22 protein-coding genes and 1 pseudogene are annotated in these 22,985 nt (G+C 39.0%); 16 read left to right on the top strand and 7 right to left on the bottom strand.

Annotated elements, in window-relative coordinates; all coding sequences use genetic code 11:
* The first annotated feature begins 195 nt into the window (after positions 1–195).
* The 4 genes from RMZ42_RS15110 to RMZ42_RS15095 all read left to right on the top strand — a co-directional run bounded on the left by RMZ42_RS15110 (position 196) and on the right by RMZ42_RS15095 (position 3,605).
* A complete protein-coding gene (locus tag RMZ42_RS15110; protein WP_322672161.1) occupies positions 196–2,190 on the top strand; it encodes a heavy metal translocating P-type ATPase in 1,995 nt (664 codons plus the stop codon).
* A 95-nt stretch (positions 2,191–2,285) separates the two neighbouring features.
* Positions 2,286–2,963 (top strand): hypothetical protein, encoded by a 678-nt coding sequence (locus tag RMZ42_RS15105; RefSeq protein WP_322672160.1) that lies wholly within the window; start codon positions 2,286–2,288, stop codon positions 2,961–2,963.
* 45 nt (positions 2,964–3,008) lie between these two features.
* The gene (locus tag RMZ42_RS15100; RefSeq protein WP_322672159.1) at positions 3,009–3,335 is read left to right on the top strand and encodes an SMI1/KNR4 family protein; all 327 of its coding nucleotides are present in this window, start codon (positions 3,009–3,011) and stop codon (positions 3,333–3,335) included.
* A gap of 117 nt (positions 3,336–3,452) precedes the next feature.
* A complete protein-coding gene (locus tag RMZ42_RS15095; protein ID WP_322672158.1) occupies positions 3,453–3,605 on the top strand; it encodes a hypothetical protein in 153 nt (50 codons plus the stop codon).
* A gap of 31 nt (positions 3,606–3,636) precedes the next feature.
* On the opposite strand, the gene RMZ42_RS15090 is transcribed toward RMZ42_RS15095, so the two are convergent.
* Positions 3,637–4,167, bottom strand: coding sequence for a HEAT repeat domain-containing protein (locus RMZ42_RS15090; RefSeq protein ID WP_322672157.1), 531 nt, complete (start codon positions 4,165–4,167; stop codon positions 3,637–3,639).
* A gap of 64 nt (positions 4,168–4,231) precedes the next feature.
* Here RMZ42_RS15090 and RMZ42_RS15085 point away from each other — a divergent pair, with 64 nt between their 5' ends.
* Positions 4,232–4,363 (top strand): hypothetical protein, encoded by a 132-nt coding sequence (locus RMZ42_RS15085; RefSeq protein WP_322672156.1) that lies wholly within the window; start codon positions 4,232–4,234, stop codon positions 4,361–4,363.
* A gap of 635 nt (positions 4,364–4,998) precedes the next feature.
* Here the strand turns inward: RMZ42_RS15085 and RMZ42_RS15080 are convergent.
* Positions 4,999–6,087 carry an aromatic ring-hydroxylating dioxygenase subunit alpha gene (locus RMZ42_RS15080; RefSeq protein WP_322672155.1) on the bottom strand — a complete coding sequence of 363 codons (1,089 nt, stop codon included), beginning with the start codon at positions 6,085–6,087 and terminating at the stop codon, positions 4,999–5,001.
* 300 nt (positions 6,088–6,387) lie between these two features.
* Here RMZ42_RS15080 and RMZ42_RS15075 point away from each other — a divergent pair, with 300 nt between their 5' ends.
* Positions 6,388–6,813, top strand: a complete 426-nt coding sequence (locus RMZ42_RS15075) for a heavy metal-responsive transcriptional regulator (protein WP_322672154.1) — start codon at positions 6,388–6,390, stop codon at positions 6,811–6,813.
* A 6-nt stretch (positions 6,814–6,819) separates the two neighbouring features.
* On the opposite strand, the gene RMZ42_RS15070 is transcribed toward RMZ42_RS15075, so the two are convergent.
* The 3 genes from RMZ42_RS15070 to RMZ42_RS15060 all read right to left on the bottom strand — a co-directional run bounded on the left by RMZ42_RS15070 (position 6,820) and on the right by RMZ42_RS15060 (position 9,780).
* Positions 6,820–7,047, bottom strand: coding sequence for a hypothetical protein (locus RMZ42_RS15070; RefSeq protein ID WP_322672153.1), 228 nt, complete (start codon positions 7,045–7,047; stop codon positions 6,820–6,822).
* Positions 7,048–7,069: 22 nt separating this feature from the next.
* The gene (locus tag RMZ42_RS15065; protein WP_322672152.1) at positions 7,070–9,364 is read right to left on the bottom strand and encodes a heavy metal translocating P-type ATPase; all 2,295 of its coding nucleotides are present in this window, start codon (positions 9,362–9,364) and stop codon (positions 7,070–7,072) included.
* Positions 9,365–9,585: 221 nt separating this feature from the next.
* Complete coding sequence (locus RMZ42_RS15060; protein WP_322672151.1) at positions 9,586–9,780, bottom strand: heavy-metal-associated domain-containing protein; 195 nt, start codon at positions 9,778–9,780, stop codon at positions 9,586–9,588.
* A 400-nt stretch (positions 9,781–10,180) separates the two neighbouring features.
* Here RMZ42_RS15060 and RMZ42_RS15055 point away from each other — a divergent pair, with 400 nt between their 5' ends.
* The 5 genes and pseudogenes from RMZ42_RS15055 (at position 10,181) to RMZ42_RS15035 (ending at position 13,594) form a co-directional block, all read left to right on the top strand.
* Positions 10,181–11,620: an RtcB family protein gene (locus RMZ42_RS15055; RefSeq protein ID WP_322672150.1), complete on the top strand. Its 1,440-nt coding sequence runs from the start codon at positions 10,181–10,183 to the stop codon at positions 11,618–11,620.
* A gap of 104 nt (positions 11,621–11,724) precedes the next feature.
* Positions 11,725–11,949 (top strand): hypothetical protein, encoded by a 225-nt coding sequence (locus RMZ42_RS15050; protein WP_322672149.1) that lies wholly within the window; start codon positions 11,725–11,727, stop codon positions 11,947–11,949.
* Between the two features lie 700 nt (positions 11,950–12,649).
* Positions 12,650–13,064 (top strand): annotated as a pseudogene (locus RMZ42_RS34715) (DUF1016 N-terminal domain-containing protein); the annotation flags it as partial.
* Positions 13,041–13,373 (top strand): PDDEXK nuclease domain-containing protein, encoded by a 333-nt coding sequence (locus tag RMZ42_RS15040; protein WP_416211815.1) that lies wholly within the window; start codon positions 13,041–13,043, stop codon positions 13,371–13,373. The pseudogene RMZ42_RS34715 and the gene RMZ42_RS15040, both read left to right, overlap by 24 nt.
* A gap of 17 nt (positions 13,374–13,390) precedes the next feature.
* Complete coding sequence (locus tag RMZ42_RS15035) at positions 13,391–13,594, top strand: hypothetical protein (protein ID WP_322672146.1); 204 nt, start codon at positions 13,391–13,393, stop codon at positions 13,592–13,594.
* Positions 13,595–13,704: 110 nt separating this feature from the next.
* Here RMZ42_RS15035 and RMZ42_RS15030 read toward each other — a convergent pair whose 3' ends face one another.
* Positions 13,705–14,040: a hypothetical protein gene (locus RMZ42_RS15030; RefSeq protein WP_322672145.1), complete on the bottom strand. Its 336-nt coding sequence runs from the start codon at positions 14,038–14,040 to the stop codon at positions 13,705–13,707.
* Between the two features lie 360 nt (positions 14,041–14,400).
* Between RMZ42_RS15030 and RMZ42_RS15025 the strand changes: the two genes are divergently transcribed.
* The 4 genes from RMZ42_RS15025 to RMZ42_RS15010 all read left to right on the top strand — a co-directional run bounded on the left by RMZ42_RS15025 (position 14,401) and on the right by RMZ42_RS15010 (position 20,101).
* Entirely contained in the window at positions 14,401–14,649 is a 249-nt protein-coding gene (locus RMZ42_RS15025) for a Rieske 2Fe-2S domain-containing protein (protein WP_322672184.1), read from the top strand.
* 138 nt (positions 14,650–14,787) lie between these two features.
* Positions 14,788–15,573, top strand: a complete 786-nt coding sequence (locus RMZ42_RS15020) for an HAD family hydrolase (RefSeq protein ID WP_322672144.1) — start codon at positions 14,788–14,790, stop codon at positions 15,571–15,573.
* Between the two features lie 170 nt (positions 15,574–15,743).
* A complete protein-coding gene (locus tag RMZ42_RS15015; RefSeq protein WP_322672143.1) occupies positions 15,744–16,922 on the top strand; it encodes a DNA double-strand break repair nuclease NurA in 1,179 nt (392 codons plus the stop codon).
* Between the two features lie 485 nt (positions 16,923–17,407).
* Positions 17,408–20,101 (top strand): PAS domain S-box protein, encoded by a 2,694-nt coding sequence (locus tag RMZ42_RS15010; protein WP_322672142.1) that lies wholly within the window; start codon positions 17,408–17,410, stop codon positions 20,099–20,101.
* Positions 20,102–20,198: 97 nt separating this feature from the next.
* On the opposite strand, the gene RMZ42_RS15005 is transcribed toward RMZ42_RS15010, so the two are convergent.
* On the bottom strand, positions 20,199–22,373 hold the full coding sequence (locus tag RMZ42_RS15005; protein ID WP_322672141.1) for a DEAD/DEAH box helicase: 2,175 nt from the start codon (positions 22,371–22,373) through the stop codon (positions 20,199–20,201).
* Between the two features lie 210 nt (positions 22,374–22,583).
* On the opposite strand from RMZ42_RS15005, the gene RMZ42_RS15000 reads away from it, so the two are divergent.
* Positions 22,584–22,964, top strand: a complete 381-nt coding sequence (locus RMZ42_RS15000; protein WP_322672140.1) for a Spx/MgsR family RNA polymerase-binding regulatory protein — start codon at positions 22,584–22,586, stop codon at positions 22,962–22,964.
* Positions 22,965–22,985: the final 21 nt, after the last annotated feature.

The following is a 22,985-nucleotide window of genomic DNA, read 5'->3' as shown; positions in this document are numbered from 1 at the left end:
ATCAAGATAGGTTAAGACAAGAGACAGTGATTTATCGCATCTTTAGCTATCTATAATTTTCATCAAAAAATTTTAACCGAACCGGATTGAGATAGATTCTCGTTCTTAAAATACCAACTTGTAAAAACTTCTTTTTTTCATTACATTTAAAAAAAGGCTCATATCTCAATTAATTTACTAGCCTACATAGAAAAAATGAAGCAGAAAGTACATTTGGAATCTTCAGATTGTTGCAGCTGTGAACATGACCATCACGAGAATCATAACCATGTTCATCATCACAATCATAATGAGAATCATAACCATGACCACAATCACGAACACGGAGGAGAATTCAATCTGAAAAATGAGATATTGCCTTTGGTAGCAATTTTAAGTTTATATGCGCCTGGTGTAATTTTTGAAAATCAATTACACAATACATTCTACTCAATAGGAGAATATCTACTTTTCATTCCTGCTTATTTATTAAGTGGATGGAGTGTTTTAAAAACTGCTGGACGCAATATAGTCAGAGGTAGAATATTTGATGAAACCTTTTTAATGACGGTAGCAACATTAGGAGCGATCGCAATTCATAAATTACCCGAAGCTGTCGGGGTAATGTTATTTTACAAAATTGGAGAATTGTTCCAAGATATTGCCGTCAGCCGCTCTCGTAATTCGATCAAATCATTATTGGAAATTCGCCCAGACTATGCGAATATCCAAATAGAAGGAGAACTGAAGAAAGTATCGCCAGAAACAGTAAACATTGGAGATATTATTGTTGTCAAGCCGGGAGAAAAGATTCCTTTAGATGGCGAAATTATAGATGGTAATTCGCAAGTTGATACATCTGCATTAACTGGAGAATCTGTACCGCGAACGGTAAGAATTGGAGAAACAGTTTTTGCTGGGACGATTAACAAAACAGGTGCGCTCGTCATTAGAGTCACAAAACTATTTGATGAATCTTCCATTGCCAAGATTTTAGACTTGGTGCAAAATGCCAAAAGTAAAAAAGCAGCAACAGAAAAGTTTATTACTAAATTTGCCCAATATTATACACCAATCGTAGTTTTTACATCGCTAGCAGTTGCAATATTGCCTCCTTTATTCATTTCGGGTGCAACGTCTTCTGAATGGATTTATCGTGCCCTAATTTTACTAGTTATCTCCTGTCCTTGTGGACTCGTTATCAGTATTCCATTAGGTTACTTTGGAGGTGTGGGAGGTGCAGCTAGACGTGGGATTTTGGTAAAAGGCTCTACTTTTTTAGATACTTTAAATGCAGTTAAGACAGTTGTTTTTGATAAAACTGGGACGTTAACGAAAGGAGTATTCAAAGTAGTAGAAATAGTACCATTAAATGGCTGGAATGAACAAGAACTGCTGCTATTAGCTGCCAAAGTAGAATCACAATCTAATCATCCCATCGCTCAATCTATCTGCAAGGCTTATGGTGGAAAAATAGATGAATTTGAGATTGGAGATTATGAAGAGATAGCAGGCTATGGAATTAGGGCCAAAATTGAAAATAGGGTAGTGATAGCGGGAAGCGATCGCCTATTGCATAGAGAGAAGATTTCTCACGATAATTGCCAGTTAGAGGGAACAGTTGTTCACCTAGCAGTGGATAATATTTACGCTGGCTATATTGTCATTGCTGATGAACTTAAAGAAGATGCTAGAGAAGCTATTCAAGCACTCAAGCGAATGGGTGTAGAAAGAACAGTAATGTTAACAGGAGATAATCAAGCGATCGCTTCTTGCATTGCTCAACAGATCGGTATAGATACCTACGAAGCAGAGTTATTACCTGAAGAAAAAGTTAATGCCATTGAGAAGTTACTCAGCACCGCCGGTAAGCATGGTAAAGTTGCCTTTGTTGGGGATGGAATTAATGATGCCCCAGTGATTGCTAGAGCAGATGTTGGTATGGCAATGGGTGGATTAGGCTCAGATGCAGCGATAGAAACTGCAGATATTGTGATCGTGACAGATGCACCATCGAAAGTGGCAGAAGCAATCCAAATCGCCAGAAAAACAAGGCAAATTGTTTGGCAAAATATTGGGTTTGCGTTAGCAATTAAAGGTGTATTTATTGGATTGGGTATTTTCGGGATAGCGACAATGTGGGAAGCTGTATTTGCTGATGTCGGAGTAGCAATGCTGGCAATTTTAAACGCAACTAGAGCGATGAAATAAAGTTATTAGAAAATCGGGAATCTTTAATTGGTAATTTGTAGTAGTTAAAATATGAGAACTTCTCACTCATATTCTACTACCCAATAATAGAACCTATGAATTCATCAATCAAAGGCATTGCTACAGCTACTTTAGCTTTACTGCTAAACTATTCGGCAAACCCAGCCTTTGCACTACCCCAGAAAATCAATCACCCAATTACTGTTGCTAAATCGCAACCCTTACAAGATACCTTAATTGTTCCTGGGGAAAGAGTGGGGCCGATAACACGCACAACCACCAAGCAGGATTTAGTCAGATTGTTTGGTGCATCCCATCTCGTTGATAAAACTATCTCTGGTGCTGAAGGAATAGGTAGTTTTGCAGCTACTCAGTTAAATCTAAATCAGGGGCGATCGCTGCTAGTGGTTTGGAGTGATAATACTCGTACCAAACCTCTAGATGTGCGTAATCTAGGTTCAGCTTGGAAAACCCGCGAAGGTATTGGAGTGGGAACCTCGTTGAGCGAGTTACGTAAAAAATTAGGTAATTTTAAACTTTATGGATTGGGTTGGGATTACGGCGGCACGATTTTGTTAGATAGTAGTAAATTATCCCGTTATCAAGGCAAAATCATTTTCCGAGTAGACGCTGCTCCCAATGCTTCTGAAAAGTTTCTCAATGACTACCAAGCAGTGTCAGGGGATGGTACTTTTTCCTCCAGCAATCCACACTGGAAACCTTTGGGAATTAGGCTAGCAGAAATTATCGTTGTATTGAATTCAAGTGAATAATAGTATGTTAAACATCAGTTTAGCTATCTTAAAATATTACAAAGAATGAAAAAAACTCACTGGGAAAACCGTATTAGAGAATGGAGCCAAAAGCGAATAGAAATATTTCTTGAAGATAATTATGAAGAAGATTTATCCCCAGAAGTTCGCAAATCTGGCTACTTAGGTTATCTTGGTGCAACTGAGGAGGAAATAGTTGCTACCGAAGCTCGTTTAAATGTAACTTTTCCACCTTCTTACCGAGAGTTTTTGAAAGCTTCTAATGGGTTGCGTCCTATATCAGAATATGGTCTAGAATTTTGTGGAACTGAAGATATTGTATGGTATGCTCCTGACCATCAAGATTTTGTAGATGAATTAATCGAAACTTGATCTGAATCACCATTAACAGATGAAGAGTATTTTGTTTATGGCGATGAGCAATATGATGTCATATCCCGACCAGAGTATCTACAAACAGCATTGGAAATAAGCAGTGAAGATATGGGTATGATATTTTTACTAAATCCTCAGATCGTTGCAATAGATGGTGAATGGGAAGCTTGGTTTTGTAGCTTTTCAACTGCTTCATTTGGCGCACAGCGTTATCGCTCATTCGGTGAAATGATGGAGCAAATATTAAACGACCCAGAATTTCTTTGATAGATTGAGATATTCAATAAATTTGAATATCTCAATAATCGTAAAATGGTAAATAATTAAAATTACAGATAGAAGTTTGGCGAACATAATCATAAGAACTATTGTGTATTAAATAAATCAAAGTTTGAATTGCATCCTGGTTCCCTTTACCGATGTACCCCAAGGTATAAGCAATGGCTTCGCGAGTTACTTCATCAGAGGTGTTACGTGCTAGGTTAGCCAGAGTCGTAATTGCCTGTTCGTTACAAACAGCAATTTTCGCTAGGTTCTGTGCTATTACCCTACAGGTAGGTGGCTGAACAGTACTGAGTTGCTTAATTAGTGTTTGAATAACATCATTGTTATCAGTACCAATTTTGCCTAAGCTTTGAATTCCTACCCAGCGCGTAGGTTCATCTTGTGTGGTACATACTAGGTCAATTAACGCATTAATTACATCTGCATTACCAGCACCCAAAAACCCCAAACGTTCAGCAACCTGTTTGAGAACTGAGTTATCCTGACTTGTGTGTAGTTGTTGAATTAAAAAATTAATATTGTCTTGGTCTTGCTGGTTGCTCATTGGTTTTCATAAAAATTACCTTGTAACCAATATCCTAAATCTGTGTAAATAATGGCATTTTACAGTGCGATCGCAACAAAAACTAGACGCACTTCAGGCAGAGTTTGACATCCGCAGCGAGAAGTTAAGGCAGATGAAGAAAGCTTTGGCTATTGAGGCTGCTACGGCAGTCAAGTTTCAATTAGAGGATGTCTGAGAAGTATTAAACATTACGCCCGATCCCCCCTAGCCCCCCTTAAAAAGGGGGGAATTTATCTCAAAGTCCCCCTTTTCAAGGGGGATTTAGGGGGATCTACAAGTATCAAATACAACACTAAAAAGTTTTCAGACATCCTCTTAGAACAGCAACTTCTTGATGAAGAAGCGAAACTAGCATATCTCAACGATGAACTTGATAAACTTGAGTCTGCATTACAATCATGAGATTTATGTAAATATACAGTTATTTAGTACATAAAAATCAGGATTTACTCACCTAGAAACAAGGAAAATAGAGATATTCAGTTAATTGGTGTTTGTTTATACTATTTCATTTTTTTGTAGTCGTTATACTCATAACTTAGGTTCTACCTGGGAATTAGGAAGTGGCTTATGCCACTTCTTTTTATTTATCTAGTAATCCAGTAAAAAAGTAACTTTGTTAAACTTTTAATTTTTATTAATCGTTAGATCATTTTGGAAAACATTTGCTAGACATACATTGGTCGAGGCGTACATCTATACGCCTCTACAAACGATTCATTTCTTGAAAAGATTGTTGACAATAGTTATAATGCGTGCATTTAATTGGCCAAGCAGTCTGACGAACTTTTGGTCATAATAAACATGGTGTTAGTCATTACTCATTGTATCTTCCCATCTCTCACGTTTGGGCTTGCTTTCCACATCGCGCGATCGCGCTTCTTGCCAAGTCCCCCACATTAGGGATTGCTGTTTTTCAACATGGTTAATAAACTGCATAATTGAGTAATCTGCTTTGATGGGAGTTTTCAAATCAAACTGAATTGTTTGAAGAATCTTGATGTCACCCATGAGAAAGTACTTAGCCGCAATTTTAGTCAGCCATAGCACAACTCGATTGCATAACCAACCAAAAACTCCTTTACGTTTTTTAGTCATCAACAAAACTTGACCTTCAGTTTTTCCCCCTTCGTGGAGGCGAACTGCAACCATCATGTGGACATGAAAGAAATCAGGCCCAAGTGTCACAATGCCAATGCTACCGAACCAATAGCAAATACTGTAAGTTATGACATTTTTGTAGAAAAGACGGATGAGCTTAATCAAAAAGAAATTGTCTTTGATGGGTGTAGTATTACTGAAGATAATCGCATTCTCGTTTAGTTCGTGTCTTTCAAAAATAATTTCTAGTGGCAATTGGTGAACTGTATTGAGGTGTTGAGCATCAATCGCATTAATCATCACCACATTAGGATGACAGTTCAGCAAGAAGTGGGAATGGATGGCGACATCACACTCTTTTTGCTCTAACTCTGGAACAAAAGGTAGAGGTTGCTGTGGTATTTCTCCAGTCCAAACCCAAATCATCCCGTACTTTTCAGCAGTGGGCCAAGTTTGTAACTTTAGGGAAGCTGGTACATCTAAACACGGAATATCAGTACACATTCCTTCAGCATCAAACTTCCAGTGGTGGAAAAAACAACGTAGTGCATTACCCTCAACTTTGCCTTCAGCAAGGTGAGCGCCCATGTGTGGACAGTAGGCATCTAAGGTAACTACTATTTTATCTTTACCACGGTAAATTACTAATTCTCTACCCAAAATCGTGACAGGTTTTACTTCACCCACCCGCAGATTTTGAGAGGGTATTACCCAATACCATCCCTCAATAAAACGCTCTGGATTATTGAAAATTTTAGGTTTACGGATTGAGCTAAAAGTCTGCGAGTTGAGATTCATTTTTATGGTTTCACTTGAAGTGAAGCAGTTAATCTAGAAGTAACATGGCAACTCCAAAAAAACAGTTACTTTCAGTACCATGAGAAACAGCTACCCATTAACAATTCAAAATTAAAGACATTTCAGATATGGATTTAAACCCTGACTAGAATTGGTGCTACATGTAGATGTAGGGGTCTTAAGCCTTTTAATTTACGATAAAAAGTTCTAATACTGGTGATAATATTTCGCTTACCTCTCAAACCACTTGATGTTTAGCAAAATATGTAATAATATTTACAAGCCTTGGGAAAATCTACCATGTTAACTCAAGATAAAAAACTGCTTTTAATTGGTCAGGTAACAGATTTAACTGGAATACCCATCAGAACAATTCGTTATTACGAGAGTTTAGGTTTAATCAATTCATTAAGACGAACCGAGGGAGGCTTTCGCCAGTTTTCATTGGATGTGCTAACTCGTCTAGCATTCATTAAAAGGGCACAAAATCTTGGTCTTAGCCTAGAAGAGATTGGAAATATTCTTCAAGTTTATGACCAAGGGCAAACTCCCTGTGGTGAAATCAAAGAAAAGCTTGAAGATAAAGTCTTGCAGATCGATCGCCAAATCGATCAGCTGTTAACTTTGCGCTCTGAAATTAAGGGATTACTTTCAGGCTGGAAGAATATCAGCAACCATCATGAGAAGACAATTTGTCCGATTATTCAAAACACCTCTCAGGACTGACACTAATCAGGAATCAGGACTTTTATAGAGAAGAAACCACCACAACTCTAGTCCAATTAAAGCTAAACCTGCGATCGCAACACCAACTTTCAAGCCCAAAGGTTGCTCAATACTATGAAATTCGCTGTTTTGCTCTGGTGAATGGGCTGGCATTTCTGCTAATGTTACGCCTGATGTTCCTGCGAGCAGCACTAAAGCTGTAAGGCTTCCCCAAAGCGTTTTTTGAGTGAACATTTCCTAAATTACCCTACAATTATCAGATAGTTTTTGGTTGAAAGTTACGCAATCTGAGGGCATTGCTAACAACAGACAGCGAAGAAAGAGCCATCGCCGCGCCAGCGATAATTGGATTGAGTAACCAACCAAAGATGGGAAACAAAATTCCCGCCGCAATAGGAATACCAATGACGTTGTAAATAAAGGCAAAGAATAGATTTTGCCTAATGTTGTTGATGGTGGCGCGACTAAGTTGAATAGCCGTGACAATTAAGAGCAAATCGCCAGAAATTAGAGTGATATCGCTAGCTGCGATCGCTACATCTGTTCCCGTCCCAATAGCAATTCCCACATCAGCTTGTGCTAGCGCTGGCGCATCATTTATCCCATCACCTACCATTGCGACAATTTTAGATTTTGGATTTTGGATTTTGGATTTGGGAAATTTCTCTATCTCCCCTTGCAAAGATTGAATAATCGCTGCCTTTTGATCTGGACGCACTTCGGCAAAGATTCGCTGGATGCCAACTTGTCTTGCGATAGCTTCAGCAGTTTTACGATTATCTCCAGTAAGCATTACTACTTCTAAACCTAACTTCTGTAAGGCTTTCACCACTGTTGCTGACGAAGGTTTTAGGGCATCGGCAATACCCATTATTCCTTGTAGTTCGCCATCCACAGCAATCAAAATGACTGTTTTACCAGAGGCTTCCCAGGCATCTTTATACTGCTGGAGACTCATGGTGTTAATTCCAAGTTCTGTTAACCAGCGTTGTGTACCAATTTGCACAAGCTGATTTGCAACAACTGCTTGCACGCCACTACCTGCATTAGCTGCAAAGTTCTTTGCATCTATTAAACTCACTTCTTGAGACTGGGCGTATTTTACAACCGCTTCAGCTAAAGGATGCTCAGAATTGCGTTCTACCGTTGCTGCTAACTGTAAAAGCTTGATTTCATTACCATTAGCTGTGCCGTTGACTGTTACAAAGTCTGTAACTGTCGGTTTACCCTGAGTCAAAGTGCCGGTTTTATCTAGAACGATAGTTTGAATTTTGTGTGCTAGTTCTAAACTGTCAGCACCTTTAATCAAAATGCCATTTTCTGCACCTTTGCCCGTCCCAACCATTACAGAAGTGGGCGTAGCTAAACCCAAAGCACAAGGACAAGCGATAATTAGTACACCCACCGTTGTCATTGTTGCTAGGGTAAGGTTGCCCGTGAAATTAAACCAAATGATGAAAGTGGCGATCGCGATCGCAATCACAGCTGGTACAAACCATCCTGTAACTCGATCTGCCAAGCGCTGAATTGGTGCTTTAGAACCCTGTGCTTGTTGCACTAATTTAACAATTTGAGCCAAAAACGTATCATTTCCGACTCGTGTCACCCGAAACTGAAATGCACCCGCACCGTTAATCGTTGCCCCAATTACCTCATCTCCTGGCTGCTTTTTGACTGGCAAACTTTCACCCGTCACCATCGCTTCATCTACTGTCGAAGCGCCTGTAATCACTTCGCCATCTACCGGAATTTTTTCACCAGGACGCACCAAAATTACATCGTTGATTCTGACTTCGGCGATGGGAAGATCAATTTCTCTACCATCGCGAATGACTCTGGCATCTCTAGCTTGCAGTCCAATGAGTTTGCGGATGGCTTCAGAAGTTTGTCCCCTAGCGCGATTTTCCAGCAACCGCCCCAACAAAATTAAGGTAATGACAATGGCGGCTACTTCGTAATAAATATGAGGTATTAAGCCCTGAGCAATAAAAAATTTCGGGAAAACAGTGACAAAGAAAGAATATAAATATGCTGCGCTTGTGCCCAAAGCAATCAGCGTGTCCATCGTCGCTGTATGGCGCTTAAGGGATTTCCAGCCATTGCGGTAAAAAGATCCACCACACCAGAACACGACGGGTGTTGTCAGCAGTAATTGTATCCAAGGATTTTGTAAGAAACTTGGAATCAAGGGTAAATTTAGCCCAGTCATCATGGGCAACGACCCCAAAAATAGGAAAATGCTGATTACACCTCCCACCGCTACTTTGAGGGAGAGTTGGCGTTGTAATGCTTGCCTACTGGCAATCTCGGCATCATCTTCTTCAGTGAGCAATTCTTCCTGGAGTGAGTAGGAAGAGTATCCAGCAGCAGCGATCGCACCTTGAATTTTCTCTAAATTGGCTAAAGAGCGATCGTATTTGATGGTAGCTTGCTCGGCTCCAAAATTAACGTTGCAGTCAATTACCCCAGAAACAGAGCGAATTGCCTTTTCGATATTGTTGGCGCAAGCGGCGCAACTCATGCCTCGAAGTTTGAGTGTGAGAGTATCCATAACTAGATGAACCCCTGTAATTGGTGTGAGAGGAGCGTGAAGAAGGCAGGAGGCAGGAATATTATCTGTTGCTCTCAACTCCATCTAATTGCAAGCCACCAAATCATAAATTTTGATTAGGGACTTAACGCGGCAGGAGGCTCCAGAGAATTATTCCTTCTGCCTCCTGTCTGGTTGTTGAGCGTAGTCGAAACACCACCTCGTGCCTTTCTTGCTAAAAATTAAGCAACTGGATAACCCGCAGCAGCTAACGCTTCCTTAATTGCTGTTTCTGATGCTTGAGTTTCAACATTGACAAGCTTGGTTGTTGGATCGGCCTGAACGCTAGCATTGGCATCGACTGCCTGAAGTGTTTTGGTGATGGTGCTTGCACAAGCAGAACAAGCCATGTTGGGAACTGTGAGTTGGAGAGTCATAGATTTACGGGATAAAATGAACGGATGATTGAGACGTATCTCTCACACATTAGAAATAACTGGAAAGAGAGTCGCCTTGAATTTATCCTAGACTCTCTAGCCGGCTGGAGAGTCTAGAGATTTTTAAAAGTTTTTCGCCAAACTTCAAATTTATTTACAACTTTGGTTTGACTGAGTAACCGTTGCCCATCAAAAATACAACGTACTACAAAACATTTGTCATTTGATGAAACAGTGTGTTATTAAGGCTATATAACCACATTAGTCAGAATTAACTTGTTGTTTTGCCCACAGTTCTGGAAAAATGACCTTCTGCACTAATTGAGACGCGGCTGCTGAACCAAGTCTCCTCCTCTCTTCACAACAAGAGGTCTTTTTTAAGACCTTATTTGGAGTTTTCATGCAGCCAAAAAATCTTAAACGTCTCCTGCGTGCTTTAGAGCGACAAGGTTTAGATGTAACTTATAACAATCGCACTTATTCAGTTCGTTTAATTAATTCTCCTGATGCCCCTGTAGCAGAAGTGTTGCTGCCAGAAAACTTCCCCGTAGAAGCTAAGGCATTGAAGCAGTTAGCAAATTTAGCAAGCGTCCGTCACCCGTCAGGTGGATGCGTTTGTCGTGCCTGTGCTACGCCTGACTTTCACCCAGGTGATGCGGGTGTTGCCATTGGTTCAGTCGTAGAAACGGTGGGTCAAGTCATTCCTGGTGCTGTCGGTTCTGACATCAATTGTGGGATGCGCCTGCATGTTGTTGATTTGACAATCGACGAATTCCTGGCAAAGCGCGACCAATTCGTAGAACGGATGAAGGGGGATTACTTCTTCGGTACGCGTGATGTGACAATGACTGCTCAAGCAATGCGATCGCTATTTCAGTACGGAGTTCCCGGTTGGCTGGATGCCATGCTAGACGAGCCTACGGGGAGTGTAATCAAATCTGATTTGTCACAACTTGCCCAAGAGAGCGAACGCATTTTCTTAGATGGTTCAATGGATGGTGACTGGAAACTAGCGCCTGAAGAATTGGTTCCCGATGCTGGACTAGTACGCGATGGCGGACTGGCAACCATTGGCGGCGGCAATCATTTTGTCGAAGTGCAACGGGTTGATAAAGTTGAAAATCGCCCACTTGCCCACGCCTGGGGAGTGCGCGAGGGACAGCTAGCTTTTATGATTCACTCTGGTTCTCGAAACGTGGGTAAGTATATTGGGGGAATGTGGCGAGATAAAGCTAAGGCGACTTGGCAAAAAGGTCTAAAGTACCCTGATTCTCAGATTTTTCCTCTCTCTACTTCTTCTCACCCGGAACTAGTTGCCAGTTACCTACAAGCTGAGGCAACTGCTGCTAACTATGGCTTTATCAATCGCCTGCTGTTAGCGGAATTGCTACGTCTGCGTTTGCGGGAAGTATACAAAGATGTGGAAGCACCTTTAGTTTATGACTTGCCCCATAACATCACTTTACCAGAAGGTCAGGGATGGGTAACACGCAAGGGCGCTTGTCCTGCCCATATAGGACAACCAGTGATTATCCCTGGTTCGATGGGTGCTTATTCTTATCTGATGGTGGGTAGAGGGAATCCAGCATTTTGTAATTCGGCCTCACATGGGGCGGGAAGAATTCGTTCTCGGTTCGACCTCAGTCGCAAAGGTGCATCTCAAAGTCAGGCAGAACTGGGATTAACCGGAGTAGACTGCATCACCTTGCGTGAAGAACGCCGAATTGAGGAAGCACCTGCTGCCTACAAACCGATTCAGTCTGTGATTGATGTGCAAGTTGAGGCAGAAATGGTAAACGTTGTGGCGCGATTGAGTCCGGTGTTGACGTTTAAGGGGTAGCTGCCAAATAAAAAGCCCCTGGTAAACACCAGGGGTATCCATCTTTATTCCCTCATTTAGAATCGCATCTGTGAAGCTATAGTAAATCCGTATTGATGCGATAATTGCATATTAATGATGATTATTTTGCAATTGGCGAGTTAGATCGGAATTTACTCAGTGGCATGGATGAGAGCGATGTCTACGACGGGCTAGACCTACGCTTTTTTGCAATCACCATTCAAAACATGGGATTGTGTTCATTATCCCAACACTTGCGATCGCTCCAATTTCTGCCAGTATGTTCGCATTCAGATGCATTATCTATCCAAGGAATCGATGTAGAGTGATACGAGTTTCCAATGGAAGCGAATAAGCTAGCACTGAATAAGGGTAATAATAAAGATAAAATTATTAATGTACCAATTGGTAGAGTGATTAAATATGCAGTCAGCAGTAAAATGTTGCTATGAGTCAAAATAAATGTACCTATTTTCTTGTTTTTTTGACGAGTTTTTAAGCTGGTTTTTGAATTCGAGAAATGCATAATGCAACCCTATTAATACCAGTTTATATAACAATCAAATTTGATTTTTAAAAGCCAAGCTAACTCAGAGCAAGCGCGATCGGGTTTTGCTCTCAGTATATTTAGCAAAAATCAAATATGATTCTTATATAAGTATGGATTTTTACGTAAAAATATTATTCAGGCTATACACTCTGATGTCAAAGGTACAAGTGACGACTTCTTAGAACCTTTAATTTTTCAGGGCTAAAAAAGGTTTTTAATGAAAAAAGATTGAAGTTGTGGCGATCGCTCTTGCGTAAATTCTGGCAAATTCCACTCACATCCTGTTTAACCGATACAGCAAAAATACTGCCATAATGCTGGATACTTGTATACAGCAGGTTTCAAGTTGGTGAAGTACACAAACTAAGTCTATTACCCAGACAGAAAGAGTGTTTTACTTCTAAATTCTGCTGTATCTGTATCTGATACCAGAATTTGGTGTGATGGTGGCAGAATAAAAGTAGCACTAATTCTTTTTTATGCCTAGAGACGATAAATCCGAAACTTCACAAAAGAGTGCATCTGCGATCGTTGGTTATGAAGATTTTTTAACTGAACTAAAAACACGAATTTCTAGCGCTCAGTTACGAGCCGCAGTTGCAGTCAATAAAGAATTACTATTACTCTACTGGCAAATTGGGCGAGATATTCTGAATCGTCAACAGCAGCAGGGTTGGGGCGCAAAAGTTATCAATTGACTTGCAGAAAGCTTTTCCAGAAATGAAAGGCTTTTTGCTTCGCAACCTTAAATATATGCGGGCATTTGCCGAAGCTTATCCAGATGAGCAATTAGTGCAACAACTTGTTGCACTAATTGCCTGGGGTCATAATGTTCGGATTTTGGATACTGTTAAAGACCAAACAGAACGCTTGTGGTATGTACAACAAACTATCCAGCATGGATGGAGTCGGAATATTTTAGTTCACCAGATTGAAAGCAAGTTGTATCATCGTCAGGGTAAAGCAACCACCAACTTTAACCGCACTTTACCTCAAGCACAATCAGAATTAGCACAGCAATTGTTGAAAGACCCCTACACTTTTGATTTTCTCAATTTAGGAGAAGATTTTCTGGAACGTGATTTGGAACGTGCTTTAATCAAACACATGCGCGATTTTTTAATAGAGTTAGGAGTTGGTTTTGCTTTTGTAGGTAGTCAATACTATCTTGAAGTTGGTGGTGAAGACTTTTTGAGCAGTTAGAAGCTGAATTAGAAACAGTGTCAATTATAGATAATATTAATGGAATCAGTGGTTCAGATGGAAAAATGGAAATAATGCATTATCCAGTAGATGAAGCATATAAAAGGTTTAAACTACAGACAAAAAGAACTAAGTTCTCACCAAAAGAAATAGGAAACGAAGTTGCAAAGATTTGGAGCGAAATAAATACTAATACAACTAAAGATTCTGATTTAATTTAGAGTGTATTCCAATGCAGAGGAAAATATCTTCAATCTGCTGTCAACGCGAGACACAAAGAAGCAGAGAGTATTTAATAACTTCTCTGCGTCTGTGCGTATTTAATAGACAACTACCACCAAACTCGATTTCCATTTTCGTCAACTCGTGCTTCCCGAATCATGTCGGAAATTTCTTCAGCATCTTTAACGTGGTGGAGTGCCTTTTTTTCACCATCAGGTTCATCCACAACGAAGTAAGTTGGCACTGTGATTTTGTCGCCTGTAATGTCTGGTACATCATCAACAGCTGCCTGTTTAGCCTTCTCTTCAACTGATTGAGGCTTATCAGAAATTCTATCTCCTGGATTCGCGGTTAAGTTTCTTTCGTTCACATCTGGCTTTTCACGAGAATCCCGATCTTCGCCTACTGGTTGATTAATTTGATTTTCTTGATTTTTATCACTCATGGCGCTTTCAGTTATTCAAAAATGGAACTCGACTAACAACAGCTTAAAAAATTAAAGACATAAAGAGTTCTTTCTCTGGAGAGAGTTTGAGAAGATATTTTGAAGAATTTTTTTTTAAGGAGCATATCTGAGGTTATAGTTTAGCTCTGAGGTTTATAAATAACCTCCTACTCCAGAAATAAATAATAATTAAAAATTACAGTTTAGGCGCAACTCTTAAAAAACTAATTTTATGAAAATCAACCCACAGTAAACACAAATGTATATTAATATTAATGCGATCGCACCGTAGTATATTAGTAGACCTTTGTGGCTAAATCCAATCATCATGGAAGATTATTCTACTAATGGTAAAATTATCTGATCATTCAAAACGGGCCACAGATTGCTGAGTACGCTATCAGTCCAATCTGTACCCATTTAGGATGTACAGTCAAGTGGGATCTTGAGAAGAATCACTTTATTTGTCCAAGTCATGGATCTCAATACGATTCTCAAGGCCGAGTTGTTCGTGGGCCAGCTAAACGCTCTCTACCACTAATCACCGTAGTAGTCAAGCAAAACCAAATTCGTTTAGTCAATCGCAAACCTGCTGTAGATCCTCGTTAACCTACCATTAACAAATCAAATTTTACAATGCCACCACAGTTTTTCAGCAAATTTATGAATTATAAAAGACTAACAAAAATTACTGCATGATTTAAATTTGTCGGGTAAGCTGACAACAGCAGTTTTATTCTCAAACCAATGACCACAAGTAGTCCCCAAATTTTAGCCCTGGACTTTGATGGAGTGATTTGCGACGGATTAATTGAATATTTTGAGGTAGCATGGCGTACCTACTGTGAAATTTGGTCTTCTGCTAACGACACACCGCCAGATGATTTGGCTTTAAGATTCTATCGACTAAGACCTGTTATTGAAACAGGTTGGGAAATGCCCATTTTAATTAAAGCCTTGATAGATGGAATTTCTGACGAAAAGATTCTTCATGAATGGGTGAGCATTGCCCCACAAATTTTGTTAAACGATCGGCTTCAAGCAAGAGAAATTGGTGTAAAACTAGATAACCAACGAGATGAATGGATTACCACGGATTTAAGTGGTTGGCTGAGTCTGCATAGATTTTATCCGGCTGTAGTAGAAAAAATCAAATTAACTATCGACAGTGGAGTTAAGCTATACATTGTGACAACTAAAGAAGGGCGTTTTGTACAGCAGTTGTTACAACAAGAAGGAGTAAATTTACCACCAGAATCAATCTTTGGGAAAGAAGTTAAGCGTCCCAAATATGAAATTTTGCGAGAATTAATTCAGTCATCAGAAGACAAATCTGTTAGTCTCTGGTTTGTAGAAGATAGACTCAAGACATTACAATTAGTCCAACAGCAAGCAGACCTTGAAGATGTGAAACTTTTTCTTGCAGACTGGGGCTATAATACCCAAGTAGAACGAGAAGCTGCTCAAAACGATCCGCGAATTCAGTTGTTATCACTTTCTCAGTTTGCCAAAGATTTCTCAGCTTGGCTTTAATATATTAAATATTTAGTCAAAAAGAGATGTAGCAGTGCTACGTCTCTATAAAGATTTTGAATAATGCATATTTAATTTCTGACGTATTTATATAAATCAAATATGTATTTTGTCAATTTAGGTGAAATAATAACTCACAAGTATTCACTCCTCACTTCGCACTTACTTTTATGCTTGACCTAACAAAACTGGCGCGACAAATGCAGGGTTTAAGTCAGCATCTTACCTTAGAAGCTGCTGCTAGTCGTCAGCGTTTAGAATTGGCACAACAACATTTAAAAAATGCCTACGAGTGTCAACAAGATTTAATCGATCGCCAGGAAAAATGGCGCGATCGCATTCTCTTTGCTAATGCTACCCCAATTGAGCCGCTAGAAACCTGCATCGATATCCCAGTTCCCCCAAAAATTCATACTGTCATCGCTACCGATGGTTCTCAAATTGCCCCCAACCATCATGAAATTGCTTACTGTTATCTGCTAAATATTGGCAGAGTCGTCTTGCACTACGGACAAAATCGCCATCCATTACTCGATAGTTTGCCAGAAGTATTTTATCGCCCAGAAGATTTATATATGTCTCGGCAGTGGGGAATTAGAACCGAGGAATGGATGAGTTTTCGCCGCACTGCTTCCGAAACAACGGTGTTGGCAGAACTGGCGTGTGATGCAGCACGAACGGAAACACCAGCGCTAGCGATGGTAGATGGTTCGCTAATTTACTGGTTTTTAGAACAGTTGCCGATGGATGCACGCGATCGCATTTTACCCCCCATCTTAGAAGCTTGGCAGCAGATGCGTGATGCTCGAATTCCTTTAATGGGCTATCTTAGCGCCTCTCGCAGCATCGAAACAATGAACTTTTTACGGTTATTAGCTTGTCCCCATCCAGTGCCAGACTGTAAAACTTATTGCCCAAATCAGTTAGAAAAAGTAGCTTGTAAAATTTTTGAACAGTTGCGAGATACTTCTGTTTGGTCAACCCGACTCAAACCAGGACAACGCAGTACTCTGTGGCGCAGTAATTCTCCTATTCTCGAACTTTATGGCGATCAAACAATTTACTTTTGCTACGTCCACGTTGGCACCGAAATCGCCCGAATCGAAGTTCCGGTATGGGTAGCCGAGAATGCAACCATGTTAGACCAAGCACTGGGACTGATGTTAGCACAAGTGCAAAAAGGATATGGCTACCCTGTAGCGATCGCCGAAGCGCACAATCAAGCAGTGGTAAAAGGTGGCGATAAAGCGCGTTTCTTTGCTCTTCTCGAACAACAAATGATTAAAGCTGGTTTGAAAAACGTGGGAACTTCCTACAAAGAAGCCAGAAAGCGCGGGAGTATTGCTTAAAAATAATTTGTAATGACGCTCCTGCGGACGCTTGAATACTCGCTACCGCAACGCTTTCGCTAACGCTTAACGTAATTCATAATTCGTAATTGAATTCTTAACTACGAATTACACTTTGTGGTACTAATGCCTTAGCTATTTAAGGACAATTACAAATAAAAATTCTGATTAATTCAGTTTACGTAACACTTCTTATTTTAAATTTTAAATCTAAATGTTTACTTTACAGCTTTTTAGGGAAAACTTTATTTAGTAGAGAATTAACTCGATAGCTAGCTAGTTTACTCAGTAGAAACTACTAGATACTTATTGGCTCTACATCAAGTTAATGACGTTTTTATTGGTAAGCTCAACAGTCTTGCTTAGAATTGACATTAGGTAAGTCTCTAGGTTGATATATTACATGAAAATGATCGTTCAACTTCAATAAAAAATGTATTAACTTATTTAACCTTTTTCAAAAAAGATTCATACCTAAAAAGCTGATGAAACTAGTTAAATATGAGTTCAAACAATTTGAAGAAAAATACTCCCGCTTTTTCTCACTTTCTCTAGATTTATTGTGTATTGCTAACTTTGATGGTTATTTTAAGTATTTAAATCCGGTATGGACAAAAATACTAGGTTGGTCAATTCAGGAACTTGTTGCTCAACCCTTTATCGAATTTGTTCATCCTGAAGACCGTGAATCCACTATTGTTGCAGCTGAAAAAATTGCACAATCTGTAGATGCAGTCAGCTTTGAAAACCGCTATCTTTGTCAGGATGGTTCTTACAAATGGCTGTCATGGAATGCGACTGCTTTCAGTGAAGAACAATTGATTTATGCAGTAGCTCGTGACATAACTATTAATAAAGAGAATGAGATAGCTCTACAAAAATCTATCAAAGAATTAGAAGCTTTTAGATTTGCCTTAAATGCTCATTCACTGGTAGCTATTACTGATATAACTGGAAAAATAACCTATGTCAATGACCTATTTTGTGAAGTTTCTAAATATTCTTCAGAAGAACTTTTAGGGCAAGATCATCGGATTATCAATTCTGGATATCACACAAAAGAATTTTTTGCAAGTTTATGGAAAACTATTGCCCAAGGAAAAATCTGGAAAGGAGAAATTCAAAATAAAGCCAAGGATGGAACTTTTTATTGGGTTGATACTTTGATCGCCCCAATGTTGGGACAAGATGGAAAACCCTATCAATATGTATCAATTCGTACAGATATTACACAGCGTAAGCTTTCAGAGTTAGCTTTATTGGAGCGATCGCGCTTGTCAGTTTTGAGTGCAGAAGTCAGTTTAGCTTTATCTCAAAGTGGCACACTTCCAGAAATTCTGCAAAATTGTACAAATACTATTTCCCAATACCTTGATATCGGCTTTGTTTGTATCTGGACATTTGAACGCCAGACAAACCAGCTACAATTGCAAGCTGGTGTTCATTGCACAGATATTACTTGTAGTACTTTGAACGATACCCAAGATTTCCCAGAACATATTGCTTTAGTCAATAATATTATTGGCTTAATGATTCAAAACCATCAAGCTATTTTTAACCAAGAATTATCTGTTAATCATTCAGAAAAGCTTATAGAATCTACATTCTCAATTTCTCGATTTTCTGCTTATCCCTTAATAGTAGAGCAGCAAATAATCGGTATAATGGCTTTATTTAGCAAACAATTATTTACCGAACCAACTCATAATCTATTAAATTGGATTGCTAATAATATTGCTGTGGCTATTGACCGAATCTGGGCACGAGAAGAACTCCTCAGCCGTCGGGAAGCTTTGTTACTGCGTCTAGCTAGTCAAATTCGCAGTTCTCTTGACCTAGATATGATCCTAGAAACTGCTGTGAATGAAATTCGCAGCTTATTACAAATTGACCGTTGCTACTTTCTTTCTTATTTACCGCACCCATCCCAAGCAAGCCTAACTATTACCTATGAAGCACGAAACCCTAACTTAACAAGTATGTTAGGCAGTATTCCACTGCAAAAAAGCAATTTTTTAACTCAAAATCTTCTCTCTCAAGAGCTAATCTGCATCGAAAATATTAATAGTAAATCACAACTTGATTATGATATACAAGAACTTTTAACTGAGTTTGGCATCACATCTCAACTAATGCTACCAGTTAAAAGTAATTCTGGAGAAATTGGAGCAATTGTGTGCAGTCATTGTAGTGGCGATCGCATTTGGACTAACAGTGAAATTAACCTGTTACAAGCTGTTTGCAATCAACTAGCGATCGCTATCGATCATGCACAACTTTATACCCAAAGTCGCACTGCTACTTTAGAAGCTCAAACTCAAGCTGAAAAACTCACCGAAACCTTGCATAAATTGCAACAAACTCAATCTCAACTGATCCAAAATGAAAAAATGTCTAGCTTAGGGCAATTAGTCGCTGGAGTTGCTCATGAAATCAACAATCCAGTTAATTTTATTCATGGTAACTTAACCTTTGCTAATGAATACTTTCAAGAGATGTTAACTCTTTTGCACCTTTATCAGCAACATTATCCTCATCCAGAAGTAGAAATTGAAAATTTCGCTAAAAAAATTGATTTGGAATTTCTTACTAGTGACCTTTCTCAACTTCTATCATCGATGAATATGGGGACTAATCGTATTCGAGAAATTGTTTTAGGATTGCGAAATTTTTCTCGCCATGATGAAGCAGATAAAAAATTAGTTGATATTCATGAAGGAATTGAAAATACTTTATTAATTTTGCATCACCGTTGGAAAAACAACGGAATTGGCTTGGATATCTCTATAATTAAAGAATATGGTAATTTGCCTCTAGTTGATTGTTATGCTGGCCAGTTAAATCAAGTGTTTATGAATATTTTAACTAATGCGATCGATGCCTTAGAAGAGTCAATGGTCAAAATAAAAACAAATTATAAACCGCAGATTGTAATTCGTACTGAAATTTTAGAGAGTAAATTTGTTGTCATCCGAATTGGTGACAACGGATTAGGAATGGTAGAAGATATTAAAAAGCGGTTATTCGATCCATTTTTCACCACAAAACAGGTAGGTAAGGGAACAGGTCTAGGATTGTCAATTAGCTACCAAATTATAGTGGAAAAACACGGAGGAATTTTAAATTGTCTCTCAGAACCAGGAAAAGGCACAGAGTTCTGGATTCAAATTCCCATTTAAAACTTTTGAAGACTGGAAAAATCTTAAATTATGATTTGCGATCGCTCCAAAAGTTAATTAAAAAATAGCTAATTTTAAATAATTCCGAATTAGCTTTTTATTCTCTCCACAATTTCACTTGTTTTTTGAGTTCATTTATATCCAAATAATCAGTAGCAAAAGCTTTTCGTAAAAGGGAATGAGGAATAAAACCATCATATTTTTGAATTTCCGGTGCTTCTGAGCTACTGACTAAATCTTCTGGAATAATTCTTTGTTCACATAATGAAGTAATTTCACGATAAAGATATTTAAATTTATCCTTGCCTAATTTAATTGTCAAATAATAGGGATTTACTCCGCCAATACTTGTAATTTCCAACGATTCGCGACAGTATGAGTTGAGTAATCTTTCTAAGGTGCGATAAGCAACCGTACCCATCCAAGGAAAAATACAGCATTTACCTTTTTCTAATTGCAAAATATTCTGCTTATCTAATCCAACTTGCTGCGCCATTTGGCGAACTTGACATAACCGTTTCCAAGCATTTTTTTGTAAGTAACTATACTGGATATTCTCAAATAATACTTGCTGCATTCGTTGCAAAACTTTGGTATGAATAGTCCCACCACCACCACGCCAATAAATACTAGATTTACCCTCAGCTTGTTTAACAAAAATAGCCTTCTTCTTGAAGTCAACTTCTACGACTTCCCAACTTCTGCCAGCTAAAGCAAATTGATTGCCAACAGGAAGCGGTGTGACAATACTGCCAATTTCTGTTGTACCTTGCTTAACAATATATTCTTGCTGTTCAGCAAAGACAGCATAAAACTGAAATTTTCTCACCACCTTTTCTCCTGCCAAATCCAGGATTAATTTACCTTGTTCAGTCTGCTGAATATGACCAATATCAATTAAATAGCGTAGTAATAATTGAAAATCTTCTTTTAAAAGAGCATTAAAGGGGGGTAGACTAAAAATTTGTTTAGCTAGAGCATTAGCTGAAATTTCCCCTGCTGCTGTTAAAATACTCATGGTTTGGTGATAAAGCAAACTCAAAGGATATTTAATTGGTCTAATTGGTTCAATCCATTGTTCCTCTAAATAAAGTTGAATAATAGCAATACATTGCAAAAGTTGCCAGGGTATTTGTTCTGCTAGAGAAGCTTCTGCTAATGGCTTATCTTCAGCGCAGACAAAACGCATATCAGCAGCTTCTCCTCTTCTACCACTTCGTCCCAAGCGTTGTAAAAAGCTAGCTACAGACAAGGGTGATTCTAACTGAATCACTCGCTCTAAATGACCGATATCTATACCTAATTCTAGAGTCAGAGTGGCGGCGGTAACGGCTGGATTGTTGGGTTCACGCATCGCATTTTCAGCAGCTTGCCGTAAGCTAGCAGATATACTCCCATGATGCACATGATATATATCTGGTAGTCCTTGTTCTGTAGCAATTTGTCGCAAAGATGCAATTATAGATTCGGTACGTGTGCGATTATTAGCAAATATCAGGCATTTGCGAGACTTGCTGAGGTTGAAAATATATTGTTCATCTGCTGTTGCTTCTGATTCATCTACTTCATCAGTAATATAAAAATGTTCTACAGCTAGTTTTATCTGGCGTTTTATACCATCAATTTTTGGTGTAATTACTGGCTTATCTGTTCCTGAACTCAACCAATTTTCCGCTATTGAGTAATTCCCAAGAGTTGCCGATAAACCAATACGACGCGGTTGTTTTTGCGTCAACTTTGCTAAACGTTGTAATTGGCAAATAATTTGACAACCGCGTTCTGAACCCATAAAGGCGTGAATTTCATCAATGATGACAAACCTTAAATCACCAAATAAGCGAGGTAGGTCTTGATTTTTGTTAATTAGCAAACTTTCTAGAGATTCTGGGGTAATTTGGAGAATGCCTTGCGGATTTTTTAACAGTTTGTTTTTTCGAGTTTGCGAAACATCACCGTGCCAGTGCCAAACTGGAATATCTGCTTCTTTTAGTAAGTCATTAAGACGCTCAAATTGATCGTTAATTAAAGCTTTGATTGGACTAATATATAATGCGCCAATTGTGGCAGCAGGGTTGGTATGTAATAGAGTCAAAACTGGCAGAAAAGCTGCTTCTGTTTTCCCAGCAGCAGTTGCAGCAGTAATTAGCAAGTGAGCATCAGTGTCAAATATAACTTGACAAGCGGCAATTTGAACTGGTCGTAATTCAGTCCACTGGTGATGATAAATATATTCTTGAATGAAAGGTGCAAGTCGGTTAAAGGCATCGCTCATATTTTTTATGGATAAAAGTGTTAGTAAAACTACTCCTTGGTATTTTAGAACCCTCGAATTATGGATCAACCAGTTCCATACTTGGAATTACCGATTGCTAAAAGCGATCGCTACTCTTAAATTTCTGTCGTAGAGACTCTACGACAAGAGCATTGATAGCAGAAGTTCCACCTACTATGTCATATATGGAGATTGTTGCTTAATTATTTTATGTCTATTCAAGTCTACGGAATTCCCAATTGCAGCACTTGCAAAAAAGCTTTGACGTGGCTCCAACACAACAACATTGACCATGAATTTATCAACACCAAAGATACTCCGCCGACTCGTGAGATGATTCAAAACTGGGTAAAGTCTTTGGGTTTTGCTCCCATGCGAAACACCTCTGGTCAATCCTACCGCGCTTTAGGAGATGAAAAGAAGACTTGGGCTGATGAACAGTGGGTTGATGCATTCACTCACGATGCGATGCTGCTCAAACGTCCACTTTTCATCAAAGATGGAACAGCTGTGTTGGTCGGCTTTAGAGATGAGAGAATAGTTCGAGAAAAATTAGATTTAGCTTCAGGAGTGTTGTTAGCGGATAGCTAAGGTTTAGCCTGTGCTGAGTGC

Source organism: Nostoc sp. DedQUE05 (assembly GCF_034530955.1).
In the GTDB taxonomy this organism is placed as follows: Bacteria; Cyanobacteriota; Cyanobacteriia; order Cyanobacteriales; family Nostocaceae; genus Nostoc.
This window is presented reverse-complemented; position numbering and strand designations above follow the sequence as displayed.

Excerpts from the sequence above, each read along its gene's own strand:
- RMZ42_RS15100 (WP_322672159.1), top strand. The coding sequence starts at position 3,009 with ATGAAAAAAACTCACTGGGAAAACCGTATTAGAGAATGGAGCCAAAAG.
- RMZ42_RS15030 (WP_322672145.1), bottom strand. The coding sequence starts at position 14,040 with ATGAGTGATAAAAATCAAGAAAATCAAATTAATCAACCAGTAGGCGAA.
- RMZ42_RS15055 (WP_322672150.1), top strand. The coding sequence starts at position 10,181 with ATGCAGCCAAAAAATCTTAAACGTCTCCTGCGTGCTTTAGAGCGACAA.
- RMZ42_RS15000 (WP_322672140.1), top strand. The coding sequence starts at position 22,584 with ATGTCTATTCAAGTCTACGGAATTCCCAATTGCAGCACTTGCAAAAAA.
- RMZ42_RS15080 (WP_322672155.1), bottom strand. The coding sequence starts at position 6,087 with ATGAATCTCAACTCGCAGACTTTTAGCTCAATCCGTAAACCTAAAATT.
- RMZ42_RS15105 (WP_322672160.1), top strand. The coding sequence starts at position 2,286 with ATGAATTCATCAATCAAAGGCATTGCTACAGCTACTTTAGCTTTACTG.
- RMZ42_RS15005 (WP_322672141.1), bottom strand. The coding sequence starts at position 22,373 with ATGAGCGATGCCTTTAACCGACTTGCACCTTTCATTCAAGAATATATT.
- RMZ42_RS15070 (WP_322672153.1), bottom strand. The coding sequence starts at position 7,047 with ATGTTCACTCAAAAAACGCTTTGGGGAAGCCTTACAGCTTTAGTGCTG.
- RMZ42_RS15010 (WP_322672142.1), top strand. The coding sequence starts at position 17,408 with ATGAAACTAGTTAAATATGAGTTCAAACAATTTGAAGAAAAATACTCC.
- RMZ42_RS15090 (WP_322672157.1), bottom strand. The coding sequence starts at position 4,167 with ATGAGCAACCAGCAAGACCAAGACAATATTAATTTTTTAATTCAACAA.
- RMZ42_RS15020 (WP_322672144.1), top strand. The coding sequence starts at position 14,788 with ATGACCACAAGTAGTCCCCAAATTTTAGCCCTGGACTTTGATGGAGTG.
- RMZ42_RS15015 (WP_322672143.1), top strand. The coding sequence starts at position 15,744 with ATGCTTGACCTAACAAAACTGGCGCGACAAATGCAGGGTTTAAGTCAG.
- RMZ42_RS15075 (WP_322672154.1), top strand. The coding sequence starts at position 6,388 with ATGTTAACTCAAGATAAAAAACTGCTTTTAATTGGTCAGGTAACAGAT.
- RMZ42_RS15110 (WP_322672161.1), top strand. The coding sequence starts at position 196 with ATGAAGCAGAAAGTACATTTGGAATCTTCAGATTGTTGCAGCTGTGAA.
- RMZ42_RS15065 (WP_322672152.1), bottom strand. The coding sequence starts at position 9,364 with ATGGATACTCTCACACTCAAACTTCGAGGCATGAGTTGCGCCGCTTGC.
- RMZ42_RS15060 (WP_322672151.1), bottom strand. The coding sequence starts at position 9,780 with ATGACTCTCCAACTCACAGTTCCCAACATGGCTTGTTCTGCTTGTGCA.
- RMZ42_RS15095 (WP_322672158.1), top strand. The coding sequence starts at position 3,453 with ATGATATTTTTACTAAATCCTCAGATCGTTGCAATAGATGGTGAATGG.